Genomic DNA, 26,545 nt, shown 5'->3' on the forward strand with positions numbered 1-26,545 from the left:
GATGAGGTTCTATCGTGGAAGCGTGGTCGATCTCACCGATATCCGCGAAATCACCGCGGACCTCCCGCGCAGCTACGAGGTACTGGTCCGGGACCGGATCAAGTTCCGCGTCGGCCAGATCGTGTACCTCGCGGTCGCGGCCGACGAGCAGACCATCGGCCTCGGCTTCCCACGCGAGGAACGCGCCGCCGCGCTGGCCGCCGAACCGGACAAGTTCCTCCCGCCGCGCCCGTCCGACGAACGCTTCCAGTGGATCGAGCTCAACCTCGCGGCCGTCGACTACGACGAACTCCGCGAGCTGATCCTCGACGCCTGGTCCCTGTGCGTCCCGAAGAAGGTCCGCCGCGAGTACTTCGGCGAAGCCTAGCGATCCGTCACGACGACCGGTGTGTCCTTGCTGCCGATCAGGCCGAGGAGCTCGACGGCCTCGGCCTCGATCGCATCCCGCAGGCCGGCGGTCACCGGTCCGTGGGTGACGACCTTCAAACTCGCGTCCGTGCCGCGATGGTGACGCCAGTCGGCCGCGTAGTCGCCGTCGAGCAGGACCGTGCCCATCGCGGCACCGTTGCCCGGCGGCAGCGGAACCGGCCGGGCCGCCGGATTGACCCGCCGCCGGTCCGCGTGCGAGAGCAGCAGGTTGTCGAACTCGGGCAGGAACCGCACCGGTGCCGGCGTATCGCCATCAGGCAACGGCCCCTCCGGTACGTCGAACAGCTCGCGCCCGTCCTCGTCGGCGTACACGCGCAGCCCGGGCCGGAGCCGGTCCACGACTTCGCGCAGCTTGGTCAACCCCGACCACTGCTGTACGTCGGCCACACTCGCCGGTCCGAACGCCGCCAGATAACGCAGTACGACGTCGTCGATCGACGGATCCGCATCCGGCGACCGGCCGAGCCAGCTCTCGATCGTCTGGAGCGCGGCCGGACCGGTCCGGCCCCAGACCCCGCGCGGCGTCACCTGGACGGTGCCGATGAGGTAGCTGACGGCGTACGCCATTGCCGTCGCATCCCAATCCGGCCAGCGCTCGCCGAGCACCTCCCCGATCCGGCTGCGGCTGTACGGCTCCCGGCTCAGCAGTTCGGTGCCGAAGGCAACGATCGCGTCGAGGTCGGTCCCGGCCAGCCGTTTGCCGAACGCGCCGCGCAGCCCACGCTCCGCGACCGGATGCGTCAGCCGCCACAACCGCAGGCAGTCTTCGGCGGTGACGAGATGGATCGTGGCCCGCATCAGCGAGGTGCGAACGGCCCGGCGGCTGGTCATCAGCTCGGACAACTCGGCCGGGTCGAAGCCCTCGAGCCTCGACCACAGCGCGACGTACGCCGCCAACGGGGCCTGCGCCTGGAGTCCCACCAGGCGCTCGACCAACTCGGCGACCGTACCGGTCTCCCGCTGCAGCAACTGCTGCCGCTGCAGGAGCGCCCGATTGAGCTCACGACGGTTGAGGACGCGCTGGTTCATCGGGCCAGCGTACGGAAGAAGGCGCGAATGTCCTCGACCAGCAAATCGCCGCACTCCATCGCCGGGAAGTGACCGCCTTCGCTGAAGTCCGACCAGTGCGCGACCTCGTTCGCCGGATCGGTGACGCGGCGAACGACCGGGCTGCTGTTGAAGACCGCCCAGCCGGCCGGCACCGAGGACTTGGCGCCCCAGCCGAGGTTGGAGTGCGCCGCCTCGTACAGGAAGCGGGCCGCGCTCGCGCCCGCGCTGCGGAACCAGTAGATGCTGATCAGGGTCAGCAACTGGTCGCGATCCACGGACTCCTCGGGGGACTTCGACTGGTCGGTCCACAGCTGGAACTTCTCGGCGATCCAGGCCAGCTGCGCCACCGGCGAGTCGGTCAGCGCGGGCGCGATCGATTCCGGCGTGTGGCTCTGCAGATCCAGATAGCCGCGGCCCGCCTTCCAGGACGACTTGGCCTCCTCGATGACGGCCAGGTCGTCGGCGTCGAGACCGTCGGGCAGCGGCGTGAACTCGCCGGCCAGCGCCAGCGCGCCACGGTCACTGTTCACATGCGTGCCGATCACCCGGTCCGGCACGGTCGCGCCGAGGTGGCCGGTGATGCCCGCGCCGATGTCGCCACCTTGCGCGGCGAAGCGCTCGTACCCGAGTCGGGTCATCAGTTCGGCGAACGCGGCGGTGGTCCGCCCCAGCTCCCAGCCGCCGCTGGACAACGGGGTCGAGAACCCGAACCCGGGCAACGACGGCACCACCACATGGAACGCGTCCTCGGCCTGTCCGCCGTGCGCAACCGGGTCCGACAACGGCCCGAGCAGCCGGAGGAACTCGACGGGCGAGCCGGGATACCCGTGGGTGATCAGCAGCGGCGTCGCGTCGGGCTCGGGGGAGCGGACGTGGAAGAAGTGGATGGTCTGACCGTCGATCTCGGTCGTGTACTGCGGGAAGCTGTTGAGCTCCTGCTCCGCCTTGCGCCAGTCGTACGACGTCTGCCAGTACTCGGCCAGCTCACGCAGGTAGCCGCCGGGGATCCCGCGACTCCAGTCGTCGGCGTCTCCCGGCACCGGGTGCGGCCACCTGGTGTGCTCGAGCCGGAGCTTCAGGTCGGCGAGGTCGGCCTCGTCGATCTCGATCAGGAACGGGCGAATCTCTTCTGCATCGGTCATGTTTCGACCCTAGGAGCCCTTGCGGAAGACTTTCTTCCGCAATAACCGGCATCCTGGACGAATGTTGAACACCTCCGCCCGGCTGCTCCGGTTGCTGTCGCTGCTCCAGGCCCGCGCGCTGTGGACCGGCCCGGAGCTGGCCGAGCGGCTGGGCGTGACCACGCGGACCATCCGGACCGATGTCGACCGTCTACGGCAGCTCGGCTATCCGGTGGAAGCCGCGACCGGCCTCACCGGCGGATACCGGTTGGGGGCCGGCGCCGCGCTGCCGCCCTTGCTGCTGGACGACGACGAAGCGGTCGCGGTCGCGATCGGATTGCGCACCGCCGCCAACGGAGGCGTGGAGGGTATCGGCGAGACCTCGATCCGGGCGCTGGCGAAACTCGAACAGGTGCTGCCGCCGCGCCTTCGACATCGGGTCAACGCGATGCAGTCCGCGACGCTCGCCGTACCGGGCGCCGGGCCGCAGGTCGACGCCGACGTGATGATCGCGATCGCCGCCGCGATCCGCGACGAACACCGCCTGCGCTTCGACTACGCCGGCCACGACGGGCGGCCGAGCAGCCGTGAGGTCGAGCCGCATCGCCTGGTCAGCATGGGCCGCCGCTGGTACCTGATCGCGTGGGATCCGGATCGTGACGACTGGCGGACGTTCCGCGCCGATCGGATCACACCGAAAATCCCCGGCGGCCCGCGCTTCACTCCCCGGGACCTGCCGGAAGCCGAGGTGACCGCCCGCCTGCAGCGCGGGGTCGGTACGGCGACCTGGCGGTACTTCGCCCGCATCCTGGTCCATGCATCCGCGGCCCACGTCCGCAGCAGGCTCCCGGTGCCGGTCGAGATCGAGGAGCTCGGCGCGGACCGCTGCCGGATCACGCTCGGGTCGGACACCGCGGAGATGCTCGCGCTCTACCTCGGGATGCTGGGAGTCGACTTCGAGGTCATCGACGCACCGGAGCTCTCCGCCGCGCTGACCGCACTGGCCGATCGGCTACGCCGGGCGGCCCGTTCGGATGCCCCTGGCAACGACCAGTCATCCTGAGGTAGTAGAGCGGAACCATCCTGACGACCGATGGGCGGCGCCGTTCCCCGAGCAACTCTTGAAACATGACTGGGGATTTCCTACCCCGGCGCCAGAAGGCGTCGGTGCTGAGCCAAGCTCTGACCGTTGTGATCCTGCTCGCCGTGGGGGCGGTTGCGCTCTGGCTGTATCTCTAGGAATCCCAGCGCACGTCGGCTTCACCCGGACGGACCACACCGGCCTCGTAGGCGACGACGACCGCCTGAACCCGGCTGGACAGCCCGAGCTTCGACAGCACTGAGCTGACATGGGTCTTGACCGTGGTCTCGCTGACGAACAGCTTCGTGGCGAGGTCGCGGTTGGACAGGCCGCGGGCCATCCAGACCAGGATCTCGCGCTCCCGTTCGCTGAGCTGGGCGAGCAGCCCGACCCAGCGCGGATCGGGCCGGGCCGGCGCGGCGTTCGGCGTACCGCCGTCGACCTGGCGCTCAAGCTCCATGCAGCGCTCCAGCAGGACCCGGGTCGAGGCCGGGTCGACCAGCGAGTCGCCGCGATACACGGCGCGGACGGCCGACACCAGCAGATCCGGATCGGTGTCCTTCAGCAGGAACCCGGACGCTCCGGCGCGTACGGCGGCCAGCACGTAGGCCTCGTCGTCGAACGTGGTCAGCACGAGTACGGCGGGACGGGCGCGCCCGGCCTCCCGGTTGGCCGTCGTGATCCGCTCGGTCGCGACCAGCCCGTCCATCACCGGCATCCGGATGTCCATCAGTACGACATCCGGGTCGTACTGCTCGATCAGCCGGAGCGCCTCCTCGCCGTTCTCGGCCTGGGCGACCGTGGTCAGGTCCGGCTCGTGATCGAGGATCATCGCCAGTCCCATCCGGATCACGCCCTGGTCGTCGGCGACCAGGATCCGGATCGGCTCGTTCAGTTCTGCGGCGGCAGCCATGCCTGCACTCTCCATCCACCCAGGGGGCCGGCCGCGACGGCGAGGGTCCCGCCGACCGCTGTGGCCCGTTCCCGCATCCCGATCAGCCCGTTACCGCGGCCGCTCTCGCTGCGCCGCGCGGTCTCCAGCACGTTCACCGGCGGCGGTCCGCCGTTCCCGTTGTCGTCGATGGTGAGCAGCTCACCCTGCGGCCCACTCTGCCAGGTCACCCGCGCCGCGCTCGCCTTTGCATGCACCATCACGTTGGTCAGCGCCTCCTGGATGATCCGTACCGCGGTGAGGTCCGTCGCGGACGTGAGCTGGCGCTGCCGCGGCGGCAGGTCCATCGTCACGTCGATCCCGACCGCCTTCAGCCGCTCGCCCATCCGCGCCACGTCGGCCAGATCCGGCACCGGCGCGGTCCCGCCGCCGGACCCGGTGTCGCCGGCGATCTGGGGCGAGGCGGTGTTCAGCACCCGGACCGTCTCCCGCATCGCGGTCAGTGCTTCCTTGCCGCTGGCAATGATCCAGCGGATCGCTTCCCGCAGTACTTCGGGGCGCTGGTCGGCGACTCGATCGGCCGCCTGCGCGCGGATCACGACCGCGCTGACGTGGTGGGAGATCACGTCGTGGAGGTCCCGGGCGATCCTGGTCCGCTCCGCCACCGCCGCCCGCTCGGCCTCGACCGCGCGGAGCCGGACCAGTTCGGCGTTCCGCTGCTCGAGGAGGGCGACACTCTTCCGGCGCCGCCGGGCGTCGGCGCCGAGCAGCACCATCCCGCAGATCAGCGCCTCCGCGAACACGAACAGCGACACGTCTATATAGCTGTACAGGCTCGGCACGTCCCGCGGGAGGCTGCGGTAGCGGTCGCCCAGCAGGACGTCGCGGTTCACGTGGCTGAGGACGAACGCCACCACGGTCGGCAGCCCGATCATCAGCCCGGCCAGGCTGCCCATCGTGAAGAACAGGCAGGTGAAACGCCGTACGCCGGCCGACGCCGCCAGGTAGCCGACGACGAGCAGCGGGACCAGGTGGATCTCCGATTGAAGGGCGGCGTCGCTGATCTCGGGCTGGCCGAAGATCGTCAGCCCGAGCTGCGCGGCCAGCCCGGTGCCGGCCGCGGCGTACAGGAAGGGGTAGAGGACCGAGACGATCACGAGCATCGTGCGCGGGATCCGCCGTACGAAGGCGACCGTGGCGACCAGGAAACCGCCGGTGACCACGGAGACGGCCGGGTTGTGCGGGCGGAGGCCGGTGCCGTTGATGAGGTTCAGCGCGGCGAACCAGACCAGGCCGATGACCGCAGCGAGCAGCAGATCCTGCTGCCCCTGCGACATCTTCCGCCAGATCCCCTTCATGTCGCCCAGCGTAGTCAGCCGGTGTTTGCCGAAGCTTCATCTGCCCGGAGGGGCACTCTCTCCAACTTTTGGAGGAGGCTCAGCGTCCGAACTGATACTCAGGGGCTACAGGTGGGGCGCGAGGACGGTCCCTGGGACCGATGTGTCGACCGCGCTGATCCGAAAGGCTGTACCCATGAGGAACGACCTGCCGCCACGCCGTCCCGGCGCGGTGCGGACGCGGTTGCTGTCCGTGATCGGTGTGGTCGGGGTCGGCATCGTGGGCGTGGTCGCCGGTTCGCTGGTGCTGTGGCACGCGCAGGTCGGGGACTTCCTCGGTCTCGCCGCGGACAAGGAGCCGGTGGTGTCGACCGTGAGCGCGCCGGCGGTCGGTGCGCCGCCCGCGACGACCCCGGCGGCCAGTACTCCGACGCCGACCCGCCGGCCGACGGACCCGCCGTCCACTCCGTCGACGACCCCGTCCACGACGCGGACGACTTCGACTCCGACGAAGAAGAAGACGACGGAGCCGGTGGTGCGGGAGGAGAGCATCAACGGGCTCTCGCCGAAGCTGAAGGCGCGCCTGAAGAAGGCGATGGCGGCCGCGAAGGCCGACGGCATCACGATCAGCATCACCTCCGCCCGGCGCAGCGCGAGCAAGCAGCAGCGGTTGCTGAACGCGGCGATCAAGAAGTACGGCTCGTACAAGGCGGCGACGCGCTGGGTGCTGCCGCCGAAGTACTCCGCGCACGTGCAGGGCAAGGCCGTCGACATCGGGCCGGCGGCCGCGATGACCTGGCTGAACAAGAACGGCTGGCGGTACGGCGTGTGCCGCCGGTACGACAACGAACCGTGGCACTTCGAGGCGCTGACCGCGCCCGGTACCAAGTGTCCGCCGCGCGAACCGCACGCGGTCGCCAAGGCTGACTGAACCCAAGGGGGAACTCATCATGACCATGACCTACGCGCAGCCCCTGACCCGGCGCTACACCCGCGCCCGCCTCGCCGTGCCCGCTCTGTGGCGGCAGGTGGTCCGCTCCAGCGAGAAGGGAGACGTGACCGCCGTGCCGGAGCCGGACCGGTCCGCGTACACGCAACTGGAGATCTACGACGGCGTACTGGCCGCGTTCGAGCGCCGCGACGAGGTGGCCGAGGTACTGCGGGCGTCCGCCGACCGCGACAGCGCCGTACGACGGCTCCGCGCGCAGTTCGGACTCAGCCACCTGCAGGCGACCGCCCTGCTCGACCTGCCGCTCACGACCGAGTGCCGGGACCGGATCGCGCACCGTGCCGAGGAGTTGCGCAGCGCACTCGGACGGTGACCCCGCTCGCCCCCAGCTCCCCGCGGCTCGCCGCGAACCTGCGCTGTTTGCGTGCCGTGGGGAGGATGGAAGGGTGATCACGATCGAGCAGGCCGGACGACTGCGCAAGGCCGGGGTGCTGTGGGCGCCGACGGCAGGGGATCGTTTCGTCGTACCGGACCGGGATATGGACGACGACGTGTTCGTGGTGAGCGACATGACCGTCGAGGTGCACGACTACCAGGGCAGCAAGGTGATCGGCTTCAACGGCACCACCGAGTGGGCCCTGGACAGCATCGAGCAACGCGAGGTGATCTGGCTGCCACGCGAGGAACAGCTCCGCGCTCTGCTGGGCGACCACTTCCAGTCTCTGGAGTCGGTGCCCGGCGGCTACCGGGTGAGTCTGAGCGAAAGCACCCACACCGCGGATGACGCCGAGCAGGCCTACGCCAAGGCGGTCATCCACTTGCTCGGCGCTTAGCCGAAGGTGAAGACGTAGGCCTCCGCACCGGGTGCGAGGAACGTGAGCTCCAGCGTTCGCTCGCCGACTTCGCCTTGCTGGCGGAAGAGTTGGTAGAGCCGCCCGTCGTCGATGAGACCTTGGCCGTCGGCGGACACGTCGACTCCGTGGGATTCTCCGGGCGGCCGGCCGTCGATCAGGAGCCGGAACGGCACAGGCTCGGCTCCGCGGGCGAGGACGAGGTTCGCGTCGCGGGCCTGGAAGGTGAAGGCGAGCTGACCGCCGGTTTTCGTCAGCACGGCCCGCTCCGCCTCGACGTCCCAATCACCGGCCAGCGCCCAGTGGTTGAGGCGTAGACGCTCGGGGAGCTGATAGGTCCGCGGCCCGAAGCCGCCGCCGGGAGACGCGAATCCGTCGCTGCGTCCCGCGCCGACGTACGTCTCGGGCGTCCGCAGGGTGGCCCAGTCGGCGGCCGCCTCCACGCCCGTGCCGGTGACGTCGACCGGTTCGCGGTCGATGCCGAGCAGTCGCTGGATCACTCGCTCCGACTGCTCGTACCGGCCCTCGCCGAAGTGGGTGTCGCGGATCGAGCCGTTCCGGTCGACGAAGTACAGCGCAGGCCAGTAGTGATTGGCGAACGCCTGCCAGACCTCGTAGTCGTTGTCGATCACGATGGGGTAGTCGATCCGGTACTGCCCGGCTGCCCGGCGTACGCGAGCGAGGTCGTGCTCGAGCGTGAACTCCGGGGTGTGTACGCCGATCACGACGAGGCCGTCGTCCCGGTAGGCCTGCGACCAGGCCCGGACGTACGGCAGTTGGCGCAGCCAGTTGATACAGGTGAACGTCCAGAAGTTCACCAGTACGACGCGACCGCGCAACTCATCGGGACCGAGCGGCGCCGAGTCCAACCACTCGGCTCCGGCGAGCGACGGCATCCTGATCGGAGCGTTCATGACCCACCCCCTGCTCCCGACGGATCGTACTGCGGGGGTGTGGTGCTTGGGGAGATCAGGCGGTCGGGCGCCAGTACTGCAACTTGTCGCGGTCTTTCACGGTGTAGCCGAGGTTCGCGACCTCGCCGCGGAGTTCGCGCAGGTCGGCTTTGCCCTTGTCGCCCTGGTCGAAGGCCTTGGAGCGGACCTTGAGGATCGCGTTGACCGCGGGCGGGAGGTCGGGGTCGTCCTCGATCCAGCGGTGGAACTCGGACTCGTGCGGGTCGCCGGCATCGGACCACGGGTAGCCGTGAGCGCGGAAGGCGACCGGGATCTGCTTGGCCTCGGACTTGAGCTGGTCGTGCTTCTCGCGGGCCAGCTCCCGCGACGACGAATCCTGCAGGACGATCTCCTTGCCATCCAGGAACGCCACCGCGACCTTCTCCCGCGGGACCGTCACGGTCTTCTGGTTCTTCAGGAACTCGACCGACCGGTGGGTGATCGTCACCTTCAAGATGTCGTCGAGCGCTACCGCTGCCAGCAGGGCCCCGGCGATCAGCCCGACGACGAGGCAGATCACGACGACCCACCAGCCGTCCCACCCGGCGATCATCTTCAGCACACCCTGGAACGGCACCCACGGCCGCCCGGCGGCCCAGTCCGCGATCCGCGGCAGGAAGAACCCGAGCACCAGCCCGAGCAGCGGCAGCCCGCCGAACAGCACGACCTTGTCACCGGTCGAATGCCCGATCACGGTGCGCTGCGGTGTCCCAGTCGTCGACCCCATGAGCCGAACGTAGCGTGACGAAGAGAAACTTAAGTATCAACCGACGACAACCGAAGGAGCCAAGTGGCGGACGGCATCTGGTTGAGGTTCATCAGCGGCCCGGACATCGACTCGCTGGGGCTGACCCGGCTGGAGATCGTCGATGCGGTCGAGGAGGCGGTCCGCGAGCACGGCGAGGGACGTACGGCGTTCGAGCCGCGCGTGCACCTGACGCCGGACAACGGCGGCATCGGCCACTTCAACGTCCTCCGCGGCCACCTCGACCGACTCGGTGAGAGCGGGATCAGCGGCGTGAAGGTGATCGGCGACTTCGTCCCGAACTACCAGAAGGGCCTGCCCAGCGAGCTCGCGATGGCGACGCTCTTCGACCCGACGACCGGGATGCCGCTCGCGGTCCTGGACGCGACGATGATCACCGCGGCCAGGACCGGCGCGATGACCACGGTCGGTGCCCGGCACCTGGCGCGGCGGGACAGCAAGATCCTCGCCCACGTCGGGGCTCGGGGTACGGCGTGGTGGAACGTGACGATGCTCGACGATCTCTTCGACCTGGACGAGATCCGGGTGACGTCGCGCCGGCCGGAGTCCCGGGAGAGGTTCGCCGCGGAGCTCTCCGCCGAGCTGCGGACGCCGATCCGCGTGTGTGCCACCGCCGAGGAAGCCTTCGACGGCGCCGACGTTCTCGTCGAGGCCACCCGCCTGACCGAGCCCGAGCCGCTGCTGCGGACCGCCGCGATCCGGCCCGGCTCCTTCGCCGTACCATACGGTACGGTATCCGCGGTCGAGCTGGATCTGCTCGAGGTGATGGACAAGGTCGTCGTCGACGACTGGCGCGAGGCGCAGTCCGGGCGGTTCGGGGCGTTGCGGCGGCACGTGGACACCGGGCGGCTGTCACCGGAGACGCTGTACGCCGAGATCGGCGAGATCGTCGCGGGGCGCAAACCCGGCCGTGAGAACGATGCCGAGCGCAACCTTTTCTGGCATCGCGGGTTGTCGTTGCTCGATGTCGCGATCGCCCATCTCATCCTCCGCCGGGCCGAGTCCGCCGACGTCGGCACGATGCTCCGCTTCCACTGATGATCGACGAACCCGAAGAACTCGACCCCGCCGGCTCTGACCCCATCGAGTTGGCGCCCGCGCTGCTCGAGCGGATGAGCGCAGTACGTGCTGCGGCTTTGCAGACGCTTGAGTCGGGGGAGCCCGTGTACGGCGTCAACACCGGGATGGGCAACCTCAGCAAGGTCCGTCTGAGCGAGGCCGAGCAGCGCGTTCACCAACGCAACCTGCTGCTGGGCCGGGCCGTCGGCGGGCCGCCGTGGTTGCCGCCGGACGAGTCCCGTGCCGTCCTCATTGGCCGCCTGAAAACCTTCCTGACCGGCGATTCCGCCGTCTCCGTTGGCCTCATCCAGCAATTGGTTGCCCTGATCAACAGCAGCTACACCCCTGCCATCCCCGCCGAAGGAGCCGGCTCCGCCGGCGAAATCATCCCCCTGGCCCACGCAGCCGGCCCCTTGGTGGGCATCGGCTGGTTCCTCCCCCCGACCAGCGGCGCTGACTCGGGCGCTGCCGGCAGCATGCGCGGTTCGGGCGGCGCCGACAGCCCGGCGAGCGCGGGGAGCGTGCCGAGCGCGGCAGGTAGGAGGAGCGTGCCGAGCGCGGGAGGTGCAGGCGGCCCGGGCGGGTTGACGGCCGCCGATGGTCTGTTGCCTGCGTTCGAGCTGGGGCCGAAGGAAGGGATTGCGTTGCTCGCGGGTACGCCTGGGGCGGCTGGGCGGGCGGCGCTGGCGGCGGCGAAGGTGCGGCAGTTGGTGGATCGGCTGAGCGAGGTGGCGGCTGGGGCTATTGCTGTCGTGGGGGCCAACCGGGACCCGTACGAGCCGGCCGCGGCGCGCGGGGACGACGTACTGGCGGCTGAGTTCGCGCGGCTTCGTCGGCTCGCAGGTCCCGAGCCTGAGCCGCGCAGCCTGCAGGCGCCGGTCTCGTTCCGCGTCGCCGGTCACGTGAACGCACACGTACGGCGCACCCTGCAGCAGTTGGACGATGCAGTAGACCGCGCGTTCAAGGGCGTGACCGACTCACCGGCGTACCTGGACGGCGAGTTCGTCGGCACGGCAGGATTCCACGGGCTGGATCTCGCCGCGTACTGCGATCACCTGACCACCGCACTCGCCCACGTCGCCGAGGTCTCAACCGCCCGACTGCACCGCCTCCTCGACCCAAAGGTCACCGGTCTGACCGCCCAGCTCGCCCGCGAGCCAGGTCCGCAGGCCGGCCTTGTCGCCGTCCACAAACGCGCCGTCGCCACCACCCACCAGCTCCGCCGCCTAACGTTGCCCACGGCAATCAGTACGGCGGAGACGTCCAACGGCCAGGAGGACGTGCAAACCTTCTCGTGGGAAGCCGTCGGCAACCTCGCCGAGGCGATCCGCCTCACCCGCGAGACAACAGCCTGCGAGCTCCTCGCCGTACGCCAGGCCTTCGCGCTCTCCGCCCGCCCGATCCCACCCGGCCTGCAGCATCTGCTGAAAGAGGTCGACGCCGCCGTACCCCCGATAGACGCCGACCGCCCGTTCGGCGAGGACCTCACCCGCCTCCTAACCACCGTCCTCCAACCCCGGTGGTGAGGGTTGGGGAGGATTTTGTACCGATTTGGGGGCAAGATCCTCCCCAACCTGGGCCGACACGCAGGTGACGCCGAGTCGCAAGTAGCCTGCATCGGGTCTGAGTCGTTGGCTTGGGTGCGCGCGCCTGCACGAAGAGCTGGAGGATTTTTCGAGTGAAGCGGTTCGTGGTACCGCCGAACTGGCCGTCCCCACCCCGTCGCAGCTGGGTTCCACCGAAGACGTGGCGCCCAGATCCATCGTGGCCACCCGCGCCCGAGGGCTGGCATTTCTGGGTCGACGGCAAGGGCAACCCGGTCCGCGGCCCGATCGGTCAGTACGGCGGTCCGTCGCGCCGCGTCGTGTACGCCGGCGGTGGAGCCCTCGTCCTGTTCCTCGCGGTGAACCTCTGGGCCGTGTCCGCGCTCGGCCTGTTCGGCGGTGACTCGGACGACGCGGCCGTCAAGATCCTCGGCCGGCAGTCCCCGTCGCCCACAGCGTCATCCACCGCGACTCCCGCAGTACCGCGGTCGACGGTCACGCCGCCGCGCGTCCCGACGACTTCCGTGCCGACCCGCACGCCCACGCAGCGGCCGACCCAACGGCCGACCCGGCGCCCGAGCAGCACCAAGACCACCGAGCGCACGCCGACGCCGAAGCCGACGCGCACGACGACCAGCACGAAGACGCCGACGCCGACTCCGACGCGCCCGACCAGCCGGCCGTCGACCCGCGAGGAGATCCTCCGGCAGTACTGCATCGACCACGGCTGGGACCCGTCCCTGTGCGACCCGAGCCGCTGGGAAACGCCGCAGCACCCCTGATCGGGCTTGACGACCGGCGTCCGCCGGACGCATCCTTAACTACATGGTTCTGAAACCATCTGGTTCTGAAGTCGTGCTGACCGGCGTCTTCGCCGCGCTCGCCGACCCGACCCGCCGGGCGATCCTGACCCGGCTCAAGGACGGTGACGCGACCGTCGCGGAGCTCGCGGCGCCGTTCAGCATGTCGCAGCCGGCCGTCTCGAAGCACCTGAAGGTGCTCGAGCAGGCCGGACTGATCAGCCGCTCGCAGCGGGCGACCGCGCGGCTGAGTCATCTCGAGGCCGGGCCGCTCCGCGAGGCGGTCGGCTGGTTGATGGACTACCGCGCCTACTGGGCGGAGAGTTTCGACCGCCTGGACGATCTGCTCGACGACCTCAAGGAGCAGTCGTGAAGATCGTCGCGGAGCCCGGTGTACCGCAGGTCGTGATCGTGCGGGAGTTCAACGCACCGCGGGAGCTGCTGTTCCGTGCGTACACCGAGCCGGAGCTGGTGAAACGCTGGCTCGGACCGGCCGACCTCGACCTGGTCGTGAACCAGCTCGATCCACGGCACGGCGGCCGCTGGCGGTGGACGCACTACGACAGGGACGGCAAGGGCTATGCGTTCCACGGGCTGTACCACGGGGAGCCGACGCCGGAGCGGATCGTGCAGACGTACGAGTTCGACCAGGCGCCCGGCACCGTCTACCTGAACCTGATCACCTTCGACGAGGCCGACGGGGTCACCACGCTGACCCAGAACACGGTGTTCTTCGCGGTCGAGGATCGCGACCTGTACGTCGCCGGCGGGATGGAGCGCGGGATCCGCGCATCGATGCAGCAACTCGACGACCTCGTCACCGAACTGGCCGAGGAGGCCCCTTCATGATGCTCACCGACAAACACGCAATCGTGTACGGCGCGGCCGGACCGATCGGCAGCGCGGTCGCGCGTGCATTCGCGGCCGAGGGCGCGACCGTGCACCTGGCCGGGCGTACGGCGGAACGGCTCGAACGCGTCGCCGACGAGATCCGTGCCGCGGGCGGGACCGCGGACGTGGCTGTGGTCGACGCGCTCGACGAGAAGTCCGTGGACGCACACGCCGATTCGGTCGGGCGGATCGACATCTCGTTCAATCTGATCGGCCACCAGCAGTTCTTCGGTACTCCGCTGGTCGACATGCCGCTCGCAGACTTCGAACAGCCGGTCACGACGATGGTCCGCACGTTCTACCTGACCTCGCGGGCCGCCGCGCGCCGGATGATCCCGCAGGGCTCGGGCGTGATCCTGACCTTCGGCGGGTACGGCGACCCGGCCGCGAACCTCGGCGGGTTCCAGGTCGGCTTCGGCGCGGTCGAGGCGTTGCGCCGGAGTCTGGCGCTGGAGCTCGGTCAGCACGGGATTCGCGTGGTGACCTTGCAGACGAACGGGATCCCGGAGGCGGTGCCGGCCGACTTCCCGGTGAAGGCGGCCGAGGCGATCGCCAAACACACCGCCGACAGCACGATGCTCAAACGCGCCGCGACCCTGTCCGACGTCGCCGCCCTCGCCGCGTTCGCCGCCTCCGACCGAGCCCGCTCCATCACCGGCACCGCGCTCAATCTCACGGCCGGCGCCGTCGTCAACTAACTCAGAAGGTCTGAAGAACAAGAACAAGAACAAGAAGAGAGAGGGCTATTCAGAAGTCCCGGGTGAGCCTGCAAGGAAGAGATCTGAAGAAGGACAGAGAAAGAGGAATTTAGAGTCATGGCTGGCTCCGGCGCTCGATCGGAGGTTCACCTGCACGCCGCGGGTGGTGCGGACCAGGTTCGATCGGGGCGGGTCTGCACCGGCGGGTCGTGCGCGTGCTGAGGTAGGCCCGAGCTGACCCGTCCCGGACCAGCTTTCCGGAACTCAGCTGCCATTGAGCGCAAACATGTTTCCGGAATGCGTGGACCACCCGCTGGACTGGGTCATGTAGATGTAGATGTTTGTGCCGATCCAACGGTTGCGGTGAATCGTCTGAGTCGTTAACCCCTGAGTTGGTGGGTTTGCTGCCCTGCATGCCGGGGGCCGAAGGTCCATCTCGAGGGTTGACCCCTCAGATGGCAGCCATCGGAGCCACACATCCTGTCCAGATGCAGATTACGTCCGCGGAGTCGCACAGGCTCGGCAGTTGCCCGATCGACGCCGGCAGTTTCCCGGCCAGCCGGCTCCGGGGGTCGTCGCTCGGCTGAGGGCTCTTAGCAGGACTGAGTACCTGCTGCCGGAGGTGCGGCAGCATGTGCACCTATTGTCCGCCGTCGCTCCCAACCTCACCGCCGGCGCGGTCGTCGACTAGCTCAGGAAGTCGATGATCTGCCCGCGGCCCCGTGCTGCTTGGAAGACGGGCCAGGCGATCGCGAGATCCTGCCAGGGCAGGCCGACCGGCGCATACACGGTCACCTCGTCCGCCGTACGACGCCCGGGCGCGACGCCCGTCAGCACGTCGGTCATCGTCGCGCCCACTGCGTCGTGGGACAGCCCAACGTTGCCCAGGGCGCCCATTCGTACGGCGAGCTCCCGGTCGTCCACGACCACCCGCGCGGCGGCCAGCAGGTCCGCGGCCAGTTCCACCTTGCCTGGTTCGTCGGCTCCGAGCGTGGTGAGGTGCATCCCTGGCCGAACATCCGCCGCAGTCAGCAGCACTTCCCGGGACCACGTCGCCAAAACAACAACATCCGCCTCCGCAGCAACCGCCCGCGGCGAGCTCGCCATACTCCCCGGAATCCCTTGCCGGGCGAGAAACCGGGTCGCACGCTCGGCCTCGACGTCGTGGACGAGAAGGCGCCTGACACCCCGCAAAGCACCCAGCCCCGCAACCACCATCCCGGCCTGCACCCCGGCCCCGACCACCCCAACCACTCCGCCTTCGAGCACTTCCGGCCGGGCGAGGAGATCGGTGGCGAGGGCTGCGGCTAGGCCGGTTCGCCAGCTTGTGATGGTGGTGGAGTCGAGGATGGCTAGGAGGGTGCCGTCGGTTAGGTCGTGGAGGCAGACGATGCCGCGGAGGGCGGGGGACGCGGCGGGGAACTTGGCGTTGACCTTCACGGTGTAGGCGGGGATGCCGGGAATCAGGCCCGGAAGGAGGGCTGTTGCGGTGCCCGGACCGGGGAGGTCGGTCCGGATTCGTAGGGGTTCTACGGCGGCGGAGTGGGCGAAGCCGGCGCGGAGGGCGTCCAGTACGTCCGGGATGTTGAGGGACGCGAGGATGTCGGAGCGGGTGAGGAGAAGTGTCATCAGACGATGTTTCGTTCGGCGCGGTTTGCGGAATGGGCGAAGCGGCGCGCGTCGAGAGGGCTGATGTCGACGAAGGGCTTCCGGCCGAGGTACAGGTCTCGGATGACCTCACCGACAGCGGGTCCTTGGAGGAAGCCGTGGCCGGAGAAGCCGGTGGCGTAGAGGAAGCGGGAGACGTGGTCGGCCTCGCCGATCAGCGCGTTGTGGTCGGGGGTGATCTCGTACAGGCCGGCCCAACCGCCGGTGAGGCCGACGTCCAGGAGCGACGGCGCGCGGCGAGCCATCACGTCGGTCAGACGAGGTATCCAGGTGTCCGTGCGCTGCACCGAGAACCCGGGCTGCTCGTCCGGATCGGACATGCCGACCAGCAGACCAGGACCCTCGCGATGGAAGTAGAACGTGCTCCCGAAGTCGATCGTCATCGGCAGGTCGACCGGAAGGTCGGGGATCGCCTCGGTCACCACGATCTGCCGGCGTAGCGGCGTGACCGGCAACTCGACCCCGACTGACGCGGCAAGACTCTCTGACCAGGCACCCGCCGCGCAGATCACCGTGCCCGTCCGGACAGTACCCAGATTGGTCCGCACCGCGGTCAGACGGTTGCCAACAGCATCGATCCCGACGACCTCGCAACCAGTCAGCAACGTCGCGCCGAGCCGACGAGCTGCGGTCGCATACCCGAGTACGACGGACTCCGGCGTACAGTGCCCGCCCGTCGGTGAGAAGCAGGCCCCGACCAACCCGTCGGCCGCGACGATCGGCGCGAGCGACACGGCTTCCTCGACCGAGATCATCCGGGTCGGCTGGCCGAGCGAGTTCTGCAGCTGCGTGCTCTCGCGGAACTGCTCGACCTGCTCGTCGGTCTCCAGCAGGAACAGATATCCGACCCGATGCAGGTCGATCTCCTGCCCTGGCCGTTCGCCGAAGGCCGCGAACGCCTCCAGACTGCGCGCCCCGAGCGCGATGTTCACCGAGTCGGAGAAGTTGGCCCGTACTCCGCCCGCCGCCTTGCACGTCGACCCGGACCCGAGCTGATCCCTCTCCAGCAACAGGATTCGCTCCACGCCGGCCTCGGCCAGATGGAACGCGATACTCGTCCCCATCACCCCGCCGCCGACGATCACCACGTCGGCGGACTCGGGCACCGCGGTCACGGGAGTTCGAAGGACAGGTCGGCCTCCACCGTCTCCGTATCCATCTGGGCCTTCTGGAGCTTGCCGGAGTAGTCCCAGTTCATCGACTGCCAGCGGGTGAACTGGTCGAGCACCCAGATCCCGCTCTGCCGCGATCCGTTGCCCGACTTCCCGTTCCCGCCGAACGGCAGGTGCGCTTCCGCCCCGGAAGTCGAGTTGTTCACACTCACCATCCCGGCCGAGATCCCCTGCGCGAACCGGAACGCCTTGTTCGGGTCGGTCGTGTAGATCGAGCTCGACAACCCGTACCCAGACTTGTTGCCCAGAGCAATCGCCTCGTCCAGCTCGGAGTACGGCGTGACCCCGACGATCGGCCCGAACGTCTCGTTCAGGAACAGCTCGTCGTCCGGCTGCACCCCCGCGACGATGACCGGGTGGTAGAACAGCCCGTCCGACGGATCGCCGACGAACCCGGTCCGCGGATTGTCCGCGGTGACCCGGCCGGTCCGCCCAAGCACCCGGTGATGCGGCTCGATCCAGCCCAGCGACTTCTCGAACCCGGCCGCGAACTTCTCGTCCAGCAACGGCCCGAACAGCACGTCCTGCGCCGGATCGCCCATCGCCGCCCCGGCAACCGCGGACGCGAAACGGTCGAGGAACTCCTCGTGGACCGACCGATGAACGATCGCCGTACCGAGGGACGTGCACCGCTGTCCCGCCGTACCGAAGCCGGAGAACAGCGCACCCTCGACGGCCAGGTCGAGGTCCGCGTCCTCGGTGATCACCATCGGGTTCTTGCCACCGAGCTCGAGACACGGTGTCTGCAGATGCCGCCCGCACAGCTCGCCGATCCGCTCACCGACGACGCTCGACCCGGTGAAGCCGACCTTGTTGATCAGCCCCGCCTGCAGCGCCTGCTCGAGACCCGTGAACGTGTCCGACCCGTCGGCGTACACGACGTTGAAGACCCCGGCCGGTACGCCGGAGTGCGCGAAGATCTCGTAGAACGCGTCCGAGACCACCCCGGAGTACTCCGCCGGCTTCCAGACGACGGTGTTGCCGCACAGCAACGCCGGCACGATGTACCAGGACGGGACCGCGACCGGGAAGTTGCCGGCCGTGATCACCGCGACTGTCCCGACCGGACGGCGGAACGTGAACAGCTGCTTGTCCGGCATCTCCGACGGCACTGTCTGCCCGTACAGCCGCCGGCCTTCGCCGAGGAAGAAGTCGCAAGTGTCGATGATCTCCTGCACCTCGCCGAGAGCTTCCGCGAGCGGCTTCCCGATCTCGGCCGTGACGAGCGCGGCGAGCCGCTCCTTGTTCAGCGTCATCAGCCGGCCGACGTTCGAGATCACCTGCCCGCGTTGCGGCGCCGGCGTCGCGGCCCACGCGGCCTGCGCTTCGTGCGCCACCGAACAAGCCCGGACAAACACCTCCGGCCCGGCGCTGCCGACCGTCCCGACGACTTCGCTCAACCGGGCGGGGTTGGTCGACGGAGTGCGCCGTACCGCTTCCGCCACCCGCTCGCCACCGACAACGGACAGCACCTCAACAGCCATGCGGCATCCTCTCCTCAGTCGTGAGGATCCACCCTAAGCGGCACCTTGTTGTCCTGGTAGAGATCCGGAATCGGGATCGGCATCCGCCACAGGTGCGAGTCGGGGTGGATCATGCCGTGCCGGATGGCGACGTACCGGAGCAGGCGGAGCGGGCCGGCGATCAGGATGAACGCCAGCGGCAGCTCGACCAGCAGAGCGCTGAGCAGCGCCTGGGTGAGGTCGCCGCCGCGGTGGCTGGTCATGGTGTCGAACCAGGCGTCGCAGATCAGCAGGACCCCGGTCGCGAACGCGGTCGGGAAGACGAACTGCTTGCGCTTCCAGCCGGCCAGCGCGGTCAGCACCAGCATCGTGAGCAGCAGGATGTCGAAGCCGACCCAGGTCGCGACCCAGTTGCGCGCGACGTAGTGGCTCGGCAGCGTGATCGCCAGATACACCGTCCACGGGATCAGGGCGGCCGCGCAGACCAGCATCAGCACCGTCCGCCACTTGCGGAGCCGGTCCATGGTTCGCCGGGACGGCAGCCCGCCCGGACGGGGCGCCAGTCGCAGGATCAGGTCCCGCCGCTCGGCCGGCGTCATCGCCGCGATCTCTTCGTCGGTCAGATGCACATTCCGAGTATGCCTTGTGATTGCATTCACAAGCTAGTAATCTGTACCGGAACGCAACTGTCGACGATGACAGCGAGGTGTGGCCATGACCAAGCGCAGACCACCGGGTATGAGTAACCAGGAGTGGGTCGAGTCGCAGATCAAGCTGGCTCAGAACCAGGGCGAGTTCGACAACCTGCCCGGCGCCGGCAAACCACTCAAGCTGGCCGACCAGCACGATCCGGACTGGTGGGTCAAGGAATTCCTGCACCGCGAGGACGTCGAGACCGAGGCGCTGCTGCCGCCGGCGATGCTGCTCCGCAAGGAGAAGCAGCAGGTGCACGAGAAGATCCGCGGGATGCGCCGCGAGTCCGAGGTCCGCGAGTACCTGGCCGATCTGAACAAGCGGATCCGGCTCAGCATCCGCGACACCACCGGACCGGTGGTCCCGACGGGCCCGGTGAACGAGGACGCGATCATCGCCCAGTGGCGGATGGATCGGCCTGCGACCGAGCCACGGTCCACGGTCGAGGAGCACCGGCCCGCCAAGAAGAAGTCGGTCTGGCAGCGGCTGTTCAGCTGAGCAGCGAGCGGGCCGCGGCCTCGATGGTCTGCTCACTCAGCAGTACGTCGTGCGCCGCCGCGCCGAGCGGGACGTACGAGTCGTAGCTGGTGACCCGGGCCAGCCGGCCGGTGTAGCCGTGGTCGATCAGCGTGGCCAGGATGCCCTCGGACACGCCGCCGGACCGCCGGGTCTCGTCGGCGACCAGCACCCGGCCGGTGATGTTTGCCTGCAGCAACAGATCCTCGACCGGCAACGGCGCCAGCCAGCGCAGGTCGAGGACGCGGATGCCCGGCACCCGGGCGGCCACCCGTAGGCTCATCGGCACGCCGTTCCCGAACGTGACGACGGTCAGCTCGGTCCCGTCGCCGTACGTCCGCCCGCGCCCGATCGGCACGGGTTCGTCCGGGTACGGCGCCAGCCACTGCTCGTCGCCGTCGTCGTAGAGATCGCGCCGGTGGTAGAGCGCGATCGGCTCGAGGAACACGCTGACGGTGCCGGACGACCGCGCGGCCGCCGTACACGCGTGCAGCATCGCGGCCGCGTCGTCAGGCCTCGACGGCGACGCGATGACGATGCCCGGGATGTCCCGCAGTACGCCGATGGCGTCGTCGTTGTGGAAGTGGCCGCCGAAGCCCTTCTGGTAGCCGTACCCGGCGATCCGCAGCACCATCGGGTTCGCGTACTGCTCCTGGGAGAAGAACTTCAGCGACGCCGCCTCGCCACGGAGCTGGTCCTCGGCGTTGTGCAGGTAGGCGAGGTACTGGATCTCGGGGATCGGCAGCAGCCCGGACACGCCCGCGCCGAGCGCCAACCCGAGGATCGACTGCTCGTCGAGCAGCGTGTCGAAGACCCGCGCGGGGCCGAAGACCTTCTGCAGTCCGCGGGTGACGCCGTACACCCCGCCCTTGCGGCCGACGTCCTCGCCGAAGACCATCGCCTCCGGGTGCGACGCGAGCACGTCGCTCAGGGCGCGATTGATCGACTGGCTCAGCGTGAGCCGCTCGGTGGAGGGCGTGAGCTCAGGGAGCGCGTCGGCGACGGCGGCAGGTTCGGGGAAACGGAGCGGGGCCGCGACGGTCTCGGCCGACGACAGCTGCGGGAGACCGGCGACCTCGGCGGCGATCCGGAGCGCCTCGGCGTGCTTGTCCTCGTACAACTCGATGATTTCGTCGGCGGTGTAGCCGGCGCCGAGCAGGTAACGCGCCGTGCCGAGGAGCGGGTCGCGGTCCTCGTCCGCGGCCAGCTCGGCCGGAGAGCGGTACGCGGTCTCGACGTCGGAGCCGGCGTGGCCGAGCAGGCGGACGGTGCGCAGGCGGAGGAAGGCCGGGCGGCGGTTGCGCCGTACGAAGGTCGCCGCCTCGGTCGCCATCGACAGGGCCGCGTCCAGGTCGGTGCCGTCCGCGTCGAAGTACCGCAGGCCGGGGCGGGAGCCGTACGCCTGCCGGATCCAGCCGTCCGGCGTACGCACGCTGATCCCGATCCCATTGTCCTCGCAGACGAGCAGCAACGGCATCGGCAGACCTTGGTACGACGCGTGCAGCGCAGCGTTGATCGCGCCGGTCGCGGTCGAGTGGTTGGCGGACGCGTCGCCGAAGCTGGTCACCACGATCGAGTCGGCCGGCCACGGCGACGGTACGCCGAGCTTCGCCGACCGGTTCAGCGAGAACGCGACGCCCATCGCGCGGGGCAGGTGGGAGGCGATCGTCGACGTCTGCGGGATGATCGAGAGCTCGTGCCGCCCGAACACCTTGTGCCGCCCGCCCGCGATCGGCTCGGTGGTCGCCGCGGCGACACCGAGCAGGATGTCGCGCAGCCCCTCCTTCGAGCCGCACTGGCCGGCGCGGGTCAGGTAGAAGGCGCCGGAGCGGTAGTGCAGCAGCGCCGGGTCGGTCGGCTCCAGAGCGGCGGCGACGGCCGCGTTGCCCTCGTGACCGGCCGAGCCGATCGTGTAGAAGCCGGTGCCCTGGGCCTGCATCCAGCGGGCGGCGAGGTCCGCGTGCCGGCTGCCGAGCTGAGCGTCGTACAGACTGCGGAGCAGCTCTGCGTCGTGCTCCCACGGGGCCGGGGCGAGGCCGCGGACGCGTTCGGCGAAGGTCCTCATCTGATACATGATCCGTGATGACGGACCGTGCCACAGCCCGGCCCACTCCTTGAACAGCTCGCCTGGTTGGGGCCACGCTGGACGGGGAACGGTGGCGGTGGCCCGTTCGTTCGTCGGGGGAGGGGGATCTGTGCTGTGGTGACGGTGAGTGAGTCGTGGTGATGCGTCGGTCTGCACTGGTACGTCGGATGGGGGTCGCGGCCGGTCTCGGAGTCGGGACAGCCGGGGCGCTCAGCGGTGTGCTGCTGCTGGGTCCGCTGGCCGCGTCGATCCTGCTGGTGGTCGTGTTCCTGCTGGTCTGGCCGCTTGCTGCGGTGGTTCGGCATGTGGCCGACGAAGCGCCGTACGGCTCCTCGGCGGTGATCGCGGCCGCGTGCTCGGCGGCAGTGCTGTGCTTGCCCGGGCTGGTGCGGCTGCTCGCCTGGGGCGCGCTCGGGATTGCGGCGGCGTTGCTACTTGCCGGCCTTTTCATCGTGATCGACCTGGTCACGCCTGAGCGGACGCCGCGTGCGCGGCGGTCCCGGAAGCAACGCAGGCTGGAGCGCCTGACCGAGGCCCAGTTCGCCGAGGACGAGCGGCTGATCGAGTCGCTGCAATGCCCACTCAGCATCGAGGAGCTCTGCGGCGTCTGGTCCGACACCGCGACACAGCTCTCCCGTGGAGCCGGCCTCCGCGACCGCCAGGCCGTCGCCGAAGTACGCCGTATCTGCCTCGACGAGTTCGAACGCCGCAACCCCGAAGGCTTCCACCGCTGGCTAAACGCCGGCGCCCCCGCCAACCCAAGCCGCTACCTCCTCGGCAGCTAGTCAGAGTCGGTTGTAGCGTTTCCGGGCCTCGCGGCTTTCTTTCTGGGCGTCGCGGGCGGTGCGGCGGGCTTCGTCGAGGTCGGCGCCTAGGCGGTGGACGAGGGCCTGGGCCTCGGCGAGGGCTTCGCGGGCGTTGTCGAGTTGGGTGTCGAGGTCCTCGACCTTCGCCTCGGCCTCCTGTGCGGCCGCGACCGCCTCCTCGAATGCCTGCCGGGCCTTGGCCCGCTCGGCCTCCTCGCGTTCCTTCTCCTCGCGAGCGGCCGCGGCCTTCTCATCAGCGGCTTCTTGCGCGGCGTCTGTCTCGGCCTGCTGGGTCTTCCGGCGGTCGCGCGCGGCCTGGCGGCGTTCGTCGGTCAGCGGGGTGACGTTGGACGGTTCGCCGTTCTCGTCGACGACGCCGAAGCCGACATGCCGGAGTGCGCTGCTCAGCCGACCCTCGCGTACGGCGTCGCCCGCGGCCGGGTCGACCAGCGCGGCGTCGAGCGTCTCGCGCAGCTTCTGGCCGACGTCCGCGCTGATCTTCTGGCCGTCCTCGCCCGCCAGCCGGACAGCCTCCTTGGCCAGCTTGTCCAGCAGTTCATGACGCTTCGGCGTCAGCTCCCGCAGCCGGTCGCCGTCGAGATCGGCGGTCGCCTCGCGGAACTCGTCACCGAGGGCGAGCAGGTCGTCCAGCTCGTCCGGCGCCTTGCGGGCGACCAGGTTCGTCACCCAGGCCGCGACGGTCGGCTTGCGCATCGCCTTCAGCCGCGTCGACCCGACCGGGTCGCCGTCGGCTTTCAGCTGCTTGGCGAGCTCGTTGCGAGTAGCAATGAAGTCCGCCGCCGACGCCGCGTACAGCGCGTCCGCCGCCTCCTCGAAGTCCACGGAAACGACGCTACCGTACCGACGAACGGGTAGAGGTCGGTCGAGCCGCCGTGCCCGGCCTCCTCTGCCCGCTCACCCGATCCGGTCGCGAGCGACCTCTACCCGTTCTTCGGTACGCCGCTCACCAGCTCGCCGCGCAACGTCTCCAGGATTCCCCGGAGCAGTCGGGACACCTGCATCTGGCTGACCCCGAGCTCGTGGCCGATCTCCTCCTGCGTGAACCCGTTGCAGAACCGCAGCTGGAGGATCCGCTTGTCCCGATCGCCCAGGCCCGCGACGGCCGGCGTGAGGGTGTGCACGTCCTCGACCAGGTCGTAGCCGTCCTCGGCGTCGGCGACCGTCTCCATCAGGCTGGTCCCGCCCTCTGGCGCACCCGGCGCATCGAGCGAGAGTGTGCTGAAACAACCTCGGACCGACGCGGCCTCGGCCACCTCGGCCGGATCCGTGCCCAGCGCCGCCGCGGTCTCTTCGTCGCTCGGCACGTGACCGAGGCGCTGGATCAGCTCCGGCTCGGCCGCGGCGATGTTTCCCTGCATCTCCTGGACGCGGCGCGGCGGCCGGATCGTCCAGGCGCAGTCGCGGAAGTACCGCTTGAGTTCGCCGCGGATCGTGGGTACGGCGTACGACAGGAAGGCGGTCGAGGCGTCCACGCGGTATCCGTTGGCGGCCTTGACCAGACCGAGGTACGCGACCTGCTCGAGGTCGTCGGAGTCGACGCCCTTGCTGCGGTAGCGCGAGGCGATCGACCTCGCCACCGGAGCGTTCAGCAGGATGACCTCGTCGAGGCAGGCCTGATGCCGCGGGTCAGGAACAGCGTCCGCCTCGAGCAGCAGCTCGTGTGTGGCATCGGCAATGGTTTGCTTGGAATCTTCGGCAGCTGCGATCGTCACGGGAGAGACCTCGTCGTGTCGTCGTACATGTGACCGGTGGCGAGGGGCTGAACCACTACCTCCACCAGATCAAACTCCGCCGGAGCTTTCAAGTACCCGCCTGTTACGGGTGTTTCAAACGAGTGTCGCCTGACAGTAACTGTCAGGTTTCGGTGGTTGGTTTGCAGCTATGAACGAGTGCTGCGCCGTCGTGGACCTGCGCCAGTACACGCTGCACCCCGGGCAGCGTGACACCTTGATCGAGACCTTCGACACGTACTTCGTCGAAGGTCAGGAAGCGACCGGGATGCATATCGCCGGCCAGTTCCGCGATCTGGACGACCCCGACCGGTTCGTCTGGATCCGCGGGTTCCCGGATCTGCCGGCCCGGGCGGACGCGTTGAAGGCCTTCTACTACGGCCCGGTCTGGCGCGAACATGCCGCGGTCGCGAACGCGACGATGATCGACTCGGACAACGCGCTGCTGCTGCGGCCGCTCCGGCTCGACGTCGGCTATCCGGCCTCGGACGCGCCGCGGCCGCCGATCGGCAGCACCATCCCGGCGACGTCGGTCGTCGCCGGGGCTGTCTATCACCGTGGCTCGGAGGACGATGGGTTCGCCGAGTTCTTCACCGACCACGTCCTTCCGGTGCTGGTTGCGACCGGGGCCGAACCGGTCGCCGTGTTCGAGAGTCTGGTTGCCGAGAACAACTTCCCTGCGCTGCCGCTGCGGGACGAGGTGGTGCTCGCCTGGTTCGCGCGGTTCGACGACGACGCGGCGTACGACGAGCATCGGCGGGCGCTCGCGGGATCGCGGGTCTGGCAGGAGCGGGTGCTGCCGGAGTTGGTCTGCCGGAGCGCCAAGCCGGCCCAGGAACTCCGGCTGCGTCCGACCGCACGTTCTCACCTGCGGTAAATACGTTGCGGGACCCGGAACGCCCGGGCATCCTGGTTTGACCGATCGGCGGCGAACGCTGCCTGGACCTAAGGAGGGCTGACGGATGGCCATCACTGTGCTGCGGCATGTCCGCATCAGTTCCACTTCTAGGTTCAGGAGCACCCCAGTTGTCTGCAGAGTACGAACTCACCTCTGATTTTCCCGACTTCGACTCCCGCTGGTCCGAACTCACCGGCGACGAGTCCGAACCAGATCCGGCTGACGCTTTCGTCTTCAAGTTCCACTCGGTCGACGAGCAGCTCGGTCCGGATCAGCGGTGGTCCACCTGGCTGGACGTCGAGCGCGGTTCTCGCGGCCCGGAACCACGCCCCTCGTGGGTTGTGACGGAACAGGCTGCGATCGACACCGAGCTCGGCGTCCTCAAAACCGGCAAGGAAGCAGACGTCTTCCTGATCGAACGGGCCGTCGAAGCCATCGGCGACAACCCGGCGCGCTCCTCGCTGCTGGCCGCGAAGCGGTACCGCACCGAGGAGCACCGGTCCTTCCACCGCAGCACGTCGTACGTCGAGGGCCGGCGGACCCGCAACAGCCGTGACAGTCGCGCCATGCAGAAGAAGACCGCGCACGGCCGCAGCGTCGCGGCCGGCCACTGGGCGTACGCCGAGTGGGACGCGCTGAACCGGTTGTGGAAGGCCGGCGTCCCGGTGCCGTACCCGGTCCAGATCGACGGCATCGAGCTGCTGATGGAGTTCATCGACGACGGTGAGGGCGGGGCCGCGCCACGGCTCGCCCAGGTCCGGCCGTCGAAACAACTGCTCGGTCAGTACTTCGAGCAGCTCCGCGACGGGATGCGTGAGCTGGCCCGGGCCGGGCTGGCCCACGGCGACCTCTCGCCGTACAACGTCCTCGCCCAGGGGGAGCGGATCGTGATGATCGACCTGCCGCAGGTGGTCGACATCGTCGGCAACCCCAAGGGTATGGACTTCCTGCTGCGCGACTGCCACAACATGGCGACATGGTTCACCAACCGCGGGCTGGAGATCGACGACCAGGAGCTGTTCGCCGACCTGCTCACGATGGTGTTTTAGAGGCACATTCTTCTGTAGGGCC

The 26,545-nt window shown here is 69.1% G+C and carries 28 protein-coding genes; 15 read left to right on the forward strand and 13 right to left on the reverse strand.

Going from position 1 to position 26,545, the window contains the following annotated elements; all coding sequences use genetic code 11:
• The first annotated feature begins 1 nt into the window (after position 1).
• Positions 2 to 367, forward strand: coding sequence for an MmcQ/YjbR family DNA-binding protein (locus ABT313_RS43980; RefSeq protein ID WP_350866932.1), 366 nt, complete (start codon positions 2 to 4; stop codon positions 365 to 367).
• On the opposite strand, the gene ABT313_RS43985 is transcribed toward ABT313_RS43980, so the two are convergent.
• Together ABT313_RS43985 and ABT313_RS43990 are read right to left on the reverse strand one after the other, a co-directional pair.
• Complete coding sequence (locus tag ABT313_RS43985; RefSeq protein WP_350866934.1) at positions 364 to 1,458, reverse strand: winged helix DNA-binding domain-containing protein; 1,095 nt, start codon at positions 1,456 to 1,458, stop codon at positions 364 to 366. The two genes, ABT313_RS43980 and ABT313_RS43985, sit on opposite strands and share 4 nt — an antisense overlap.
• A complete protein-coding gene (locus ABT313_RS43990) occupies positions 1,455 to 2,621 on the reverse strand; it encodes an epoxide hydrolase family protein (protein WP_350866936.1) in 1,167 nt (388 codons plus the stop codon). The genes ABT313_RS43985 and ABT313_RS43990 overlap by 4 nt, the downstream gene beginning before the upstream one ends.
• 61 nt (positions 2,622 to 2,682) lie before the next feature.
• Between ABT313_RS43990 and ABT313_RS43995 the strand changes: the two genes are divergently transcribed.
• The gene (locus ABT313_RS43995) at positions 2,683 to 3,663 is read left to right on the forward strand and encodes a helix-turn-helix transcriptional regulator (RefSeq protein WP_350866938.1); all 981 of its coding nucleotides are present in this window, start codon (positions 2,683 to 2,685) and stop codon (positions 3,661 to 3,663) included.
• Between the two features lie 172 nt (positions 3,664 to 3,835).
• Here the strand turns inward: ABT313_RS43995 and ABT313_RS44000 are convergent, their stop codons facing one another.
• Positions 3,836 to 4,576: a response regulator gene (locus tag ABT313_RS44000; RefSeq protein ID WP_350867028.1), complete on the reverse strand. Its 741-nt coding sequence runs from the start codon at positions 4,574 to 4,576 to the stop codon at positions 3,836 to 3,838.
• Positions 4,573 to 5,931, reverse strand: coding sequence for a sensor histidine kinase (locus ABT313_RS44005; RefSeq protein WP_350866940.1), 1,359 nt, complete (start codon positions 5,929 to 5,931; stop codon positions 4,573 to 4,575). The genes ABT313_RS44000 and ABT313_RS44005 overlap by 4 nt, the downstream gene beginning before the upstream one ends.
• 175 nt (positions 5,932 to 6,106) lie before the next feature.
• Here ABT313_RS44005 and ABT313_RS44010 point away from each other — a divergent pair, with 175 nt between their 5' ends.
• The 3 genes from ABT313_RS44010 to ABT313_RS44020 all read left to right on the forward strand — a co-directional run bounded on the left by ABT313_RS44010 (position 6,107) and on the right by ABT313_RS44020 (position 7,692).
• Positions 6,107 to 6,841, forward strand: a complete 735-nt coding sequence (locus ABT313_RS44010; protein WP_350866942.1) for a M15 family metallopeptidase — start codon at positions 6,107 to 6,109, stop codon at positions 6,839 to 6,841.
• A 19-nt stretch (positions 6,842 to 6,860) separates the two neighbouring features.
• Positions 6,861 to 7,232, forward strand: coding sequence for a hypothetical protein (locus tag ABT313_RS44015; RefSeq protein ID WP_350866944.1), 372 nt, complete (start codon positions 6,861 to 6,863; stop codon positions 7,230 to 7,232).
• Positions 7,233 to 7,305: 73 nt separating this feature from the next.
• Positions 7,306 to 7,692: a pilus assembly protein CpaE gene (locus ABT313_RS44020; RefSeq protein ID WP_350866946.1), complete on the forward strand. Its 387-nt coding sequence runs from the start codon at positions 7,306 to 7,308 to the stop codon at positions 7,690 to 7,692.
• On the opposite strand, the gene ABT313_RS44025 is transcribed toward ABT313_RS44020, so the two are convergent.
• Both ABT313_RS44025 and ABT313_RS44030 read right to left on the reverse strand, forming a co-directional pair.
• Positions 7,689 to 8,624, reverse strand: a complete 936-nt coding sequence (locus ABT313_RS44025) for a redoxin family protein (protein ID WP_350866948.1) — start codon at positions 8,622 to 8,624, stop codon at positions 7,689 to 7,691. The two genes, ABT313_RS44020 and ABT313_RS44025, sit on opposite strands and share 4 nt — an antisense overlap.
• A gap of 55 nt (positions 8,625 to 8,679) precedes the next feature.
• Entirely contained in the window at positions 8,680 to 9,390 is a 711-nt protein-coding gene (locus tag ABT313_RS44030; RefSeq protein WP_350866950.1) for a YqeB family protein, read from the reverse strand.
• Positions 9,391 to 9,453: 63 nt separating this feature from the next.
• Here ABT313_RS44030 and ABT313_RS44035 point away from each other — a divergent pair, with 63 nt between their 5' ends.
• The 6 genes from ABT313_RS44035 (at position 9,454) to ABT313_RS44060 (ending at position 14,421) form a co-directional block, all read left to right on the forward strand.
• The gene (locus tag ABT313_RS44035) at positions 9,454 to 10,467 is read left to right on the forward strand and encodes an ornithine cyclodeaminase family protein (RefSeq protein ID WP_350866951.1); all 1,014 of its coding nucleotides are present in this window, start codon (positions 9,454 to 9,456) and stop codon (positions 10,465 to 10,467) included.
• Positions 10,467 to 12,014: an aromatic amino acid lyase gene (locus ABT313_RS44040; protein ID WP_350866953.1), complete on the forward strand. Its 1,548-nt coding sequence runs from the start codon at positions 10,467 to 10,469 to the stop codon at positions 12,012 to 12,014. The genes ABT313_RS44035 and ABT313_RS44040 overlap by 1 nt, the downstream gene beginning before the upstream one ends.
• A 152-nt stretch (positions 12,015 to 12,166) precedes the next feature.
• The gene (locus ABT313_RS44045; protein ID WP_350866954.1) at positions 12,167 to 12,814 is read left to right on the forward strand and encodes a hypothetical protein; all 648 of its coding nucleotides are present in this window, start codon (positions 12,167 to 12,169) and stop codon (positions 12,812 to 12,814) included.
• A 43-nt stretch (positions 12,815 to 12,857) separates the two neighbouring features.
• On the forward strand, positions 12,858 to 13,205 hold the full coding sequence (locus ABT313_RS44050; protein WP_350866956.1) for an ArsR/SmtB family transcription factor: 348 nt from the start codon (positions 12,858 to 12,860) through the stop codon (positions 13,203 to 13,205).
• Positions 13,202 to 13,681 (forward strand): SRPBCC family protein, encoded by a 480-nt coding sequence (locus tag ABT313_RS44055; protein ID WP_350866958.1) that lies wholly within the window; start codon positions 13,202 to 13,204, stop codon positions 13,679 to 13,681. The genes ABT313_RS44050 and ABT313_RS44055 overlap by 4 nt, the downstream gene beginning before the upstream one ends.
• Positions 13,678 to 14,421, forward strand: coding sequence for an SDR family NAD(P)-dependent oxidoreductase (locus ABT313_RS44060; RefSeq protein WP_350866959.1), 744 nt, complete (start codon positions 13,678 to 13,680; stop codon positions 14,419 to 14,421). The genes ABT313_RS44055 and ABT313_RS44060 overlap by 4 nt, the downstream gene beginning before the upstream one ends.
• Before the next feature lie 687 nt (positions 14,422 to 15,108).
• On the opposite strand, the gene ABT313_RS44065 is transcribed toward ABT313_RS44060, so the two are convergent.
• The 4 genes from ABT313_RS44065 to ABT313_RS44080 are packed head-to-tail and all read right to left on the reverse strand — an operon-like array spanning position 15,109 to position 19,353.
• Positions 15,109 to 16,050 (reverse strand): ornithine cyclodeaminase family protein, encoded by a 942-nt coding sequence (locus tag ABT313_RS44065; protein WP_350866961.1) that lies wholly within the window; start codon positions 16,048 to 16,050, stop codon positions 15,109 to 15,111.
• Positions 16,050 to 17,195, reverse strand: coding sequence for an NAD(P)/FAD-dependent oxidoreductase (locus ABT313_RS44070; protein WP_350866963.1), 1,146 nt, complete (start codon positions 17,193 to 17,195; stop codon positions 16,050 to 16,052). Before ABT313_RS44070 ends, ABT313_RS44065 begins: the two co-directional genes overlap by 1 nt.
• Positions 17,196 to 17,200: 5 nt before the next feature.
• Entirely contained in the window at positions 17,201 to 18,745 is a 1,545-nt protein-coding gene (locus ABT313_RS44075) for an aldehyde dehydrogenase family protein (protein WP_350866965.1), read from the reverse strand.
• 14 nt (positions 18,746 to 18,759) lie between these two features.
• Positions 18,760 to 19,353 (reverse strand): hypothetical protein, encoded by a 594-nt coding sequence (locus ABT313_RS44080; RefSeq protein WP_350866967.1) that lies wholly within the window; start codon positions 19,351 to 19,353, stop codon positions 18,760 to 18,762.
• Positions 19,354 to 19,438: 85 nt separating this feature from the next.
• On the opposite strand from ABT313_RS44080, the gene ABT313_RS44085 reads away from it, so the two are divergent.
• Positions 19,439 to 19,915, forward strand: coding sequence for a DnaJ family domain-containing protein (locus ABT313_RS44085; protein WP_350866968.1), 477 nt, complete (start codon positions 19,439 to 19,441; stop codon positions 19,913 to 19,915).
• On the opposite strand, the gene ABT313_RS44090 is transcribed toward ABT313_RS44085, so the two are convergent.
• Positions 19,908 to 21,998: a thiamine pyrophosphate-dependent enzyme gene (locus tag ABT313_RS44090; protein WP_350866969.1), complete on the reverse strand. Its 2,091-nt coding sequence runs from the start codon at positions 21,996 to 21,998 to the stop codon at positions 19,908 to 19,910. The two genes, ABT313_RS44085 and ABT313_RS44090, sit on opposite strands and share 8 nt — an antisense overlap.
• A 161-nt stretch (positions 21,999 to 22,159) precedes the next feature.
• Between ABT313_RS44090 and ABT313_RS44095 the strand changes: the two genes are divergently transcribed.
• Positions 22,160 to 22,804: a hypothetical protein gene (locus ABT313_RS44095; RefSeq protein WP_350866971.1), complete on the forward strand. Its 645-nt coding sequence runs from the start codon at positions 22,160 to 22,162 to the stop codon at positions 22,802 to 22,804.
• Here the strand turns inward: ABT313_RS44095 and ABT313_RS44100 are convergent, their stop codons facing one another.
• Positions 22,805 to 23,668, reverse strand: a complete 864-nt coding sequence (locus ABT313_RS44100; protein ID WP_350866973.1) for a hypothetical protein — start codon at positions 23,666 to 23,668, stop codon at positions 22,805 to 22,807.
• Between the two features lie 98 nt (positions 23,669 to 23,766).
• The gene (locus tag ABT313_RS44105; protein ID WP_350866975.1) at positions 23,767 to 24,558 is read right to left on the reverse strand and encodes a sigma-70 family RNA polymerase sigma factor; all 792 of its coding nucleotides are present in this window, start codon (positions 24,556 to 24,558) and stop codon (positions 23,767 to 23,769) included.
• 169 nt (positions 24,559 to 24,727) lie between these two features.
• On the opposite strand from ABT313_RS44105, the gene ABT313_RS44110 reads away from it, so the two are divergent.
• Positions 24,728 to 25,453 (forward strand): NIPSNAP family protein, encoded by a 726-nt coding sequence (locus ABT313_RS44110; RefSeq protein ID WP_350866977.1) that lies wholly within the window; start codon positions 24,728 to 24,730, stop codon positions 25,451 to 25,453.
• Positions 25,454 to 25,602: 149 nt separating this feature from the next.
• Positions 25,603 to 26,523, forward strand: coding sequence for a serine protein kinase RIO (locus ABT313_RS44115; protein WP_350866979.1), 921 nt, complete (start codon positions 25,603 to 25,605; stop codon positions 26,521 to 26,523).
• The last annotated feature ends 22 nt before the right edge of the window (positions 26,524 to 26,545 follow it).

The organism is Kribbella sp. NPDC000426 (assembly GCF_040300265.1).
Classification (GTDB): Bacteria; Actinomycetota; Actinomycetes; order Propionibacteriales; family Kribbellaceae; genus Kribbella.

Coding starts and splice junctions, on each gene's coding strand:
- ABT313_RS43990 (WP_350866936.1), bottom strand. CDS start 2,621: ATGACCGATGCAGAAGAGATTCGCCCGTTCCTGATCGAGATCGACGAG.
- ABT313_RS44005 (WP_350866940.1), bottom strand. CDS start 5,931: ATGAAGGGGATCTGGCGGAAGATGTCGCAGGGGCAGCAGGATCTGCTG.
- ABT313_RS43985 (WP_350866934.1), bottom strand. CDS start 1,458: ATGAACCAGCGCGTCCTCAACCGTCGTGAGCTCAATCGGGCGCTCCTG.
- ABT313_RS44050 (WP_350866956.1), top strand. CDS start 12,858: ATGGTTCTGAAACCATCTGGTTCTGAAGTCGTGCTGACCGGCGTCTTC.
- ABT313_RS44030 (WP_350866950.1), bottom strand. CDS start 9,390: ATGGGGTCGACGACTGGGACACCGCAGCGCACCGTGATCGGGCATTCG.
- ABT313_RS44060 (WP_350866959.1), top strand. CDS start 13,678: ATGATGCTCACCGACAAACACGCAATCGTGTACGGCGCGGCCGGACCG.
- ABT313_RS44015 (WP_350866944.1), top strand. CDS start 6,861: ATGACCATGACCTACGCGCAGCCCCTGACCCGGCGCTACACCCGCGCC.
- ABT313_RS44095 (WP_350866971.1), top strand. CDS start 22,160: ATGCGTCGGTCTGCACTGGTACGTCGGATGGGGGTCGCGGCCGGTCTC.
- ABT313_RS44090 (WP_350866969.1), bottom strand. CDS start 21,998: ATGAGGACCTTCGCCGAACGCGTCCGCGGCCTCGCCCCGGCCCCGTGG.
- ABT313_RS44040 (WP_350866953.1), top strand. CDS start 10,467: ATGATCGACGAACCCGAAGAACTCGACCCCGCCGGCTCTGACCCCATC.
- ABT313_RS44085 (WP_350866968.1), top strand. CDS start 19,439: ATGACCAAGCGCAGACCACCGGGTATGAGTAACCAGGAGTGGGTCGAG.
- ABT313_RS44025 (WP_350866948.1), bottom strand. CDS start 8,624: ATGAACGCTCCGATCAGGATGCCGTCGCTCGCCGGAGCCGAGTGGTTG.
- ABT313_RS44075 (WP_350866965.1), bottom strand. CDS start 18,745: ATGGCTGTTGAGGTGCTGTCCGTTGTCGGTGGCGAGCGGGTGGCGGAA.
- ABT313_RS43995 (WP_350866938.1), top strand. CDS start 2,683: ATGTTGAACACCTCCGCCCGGCTGCTCCGGTTGCTGTCGCTGCTCCAG.
- ABT313_RS43980 (WP_350866932.1), top strand. CDS start 2: ATGAGGTTCTATCGTGGAAGCGTGGTCGATCTCACCGATATCCGCGAA.
- ABT313_RS44065 (WP_350866961.1), bottom strand. CDS start 16,050: ATGACACTTCTCCTCACCCGCTCCGACATCCTCGCGTCCCTCAACATC.
- ABT313_RS44010 (WP_350866942.1), top strand. CDS start 6,107: ATGAGGAACGACCTGCCGCCACGCCGTCCCGGCGCGGTGCGGACGCGG.
- ABT313_RS44110 (WP_350866977.1), top strand. CDS start 24,728: ATGAACGAGTGCTGCGCCGTCGTGGACCTGCGCCAGTACACGCTGCAC.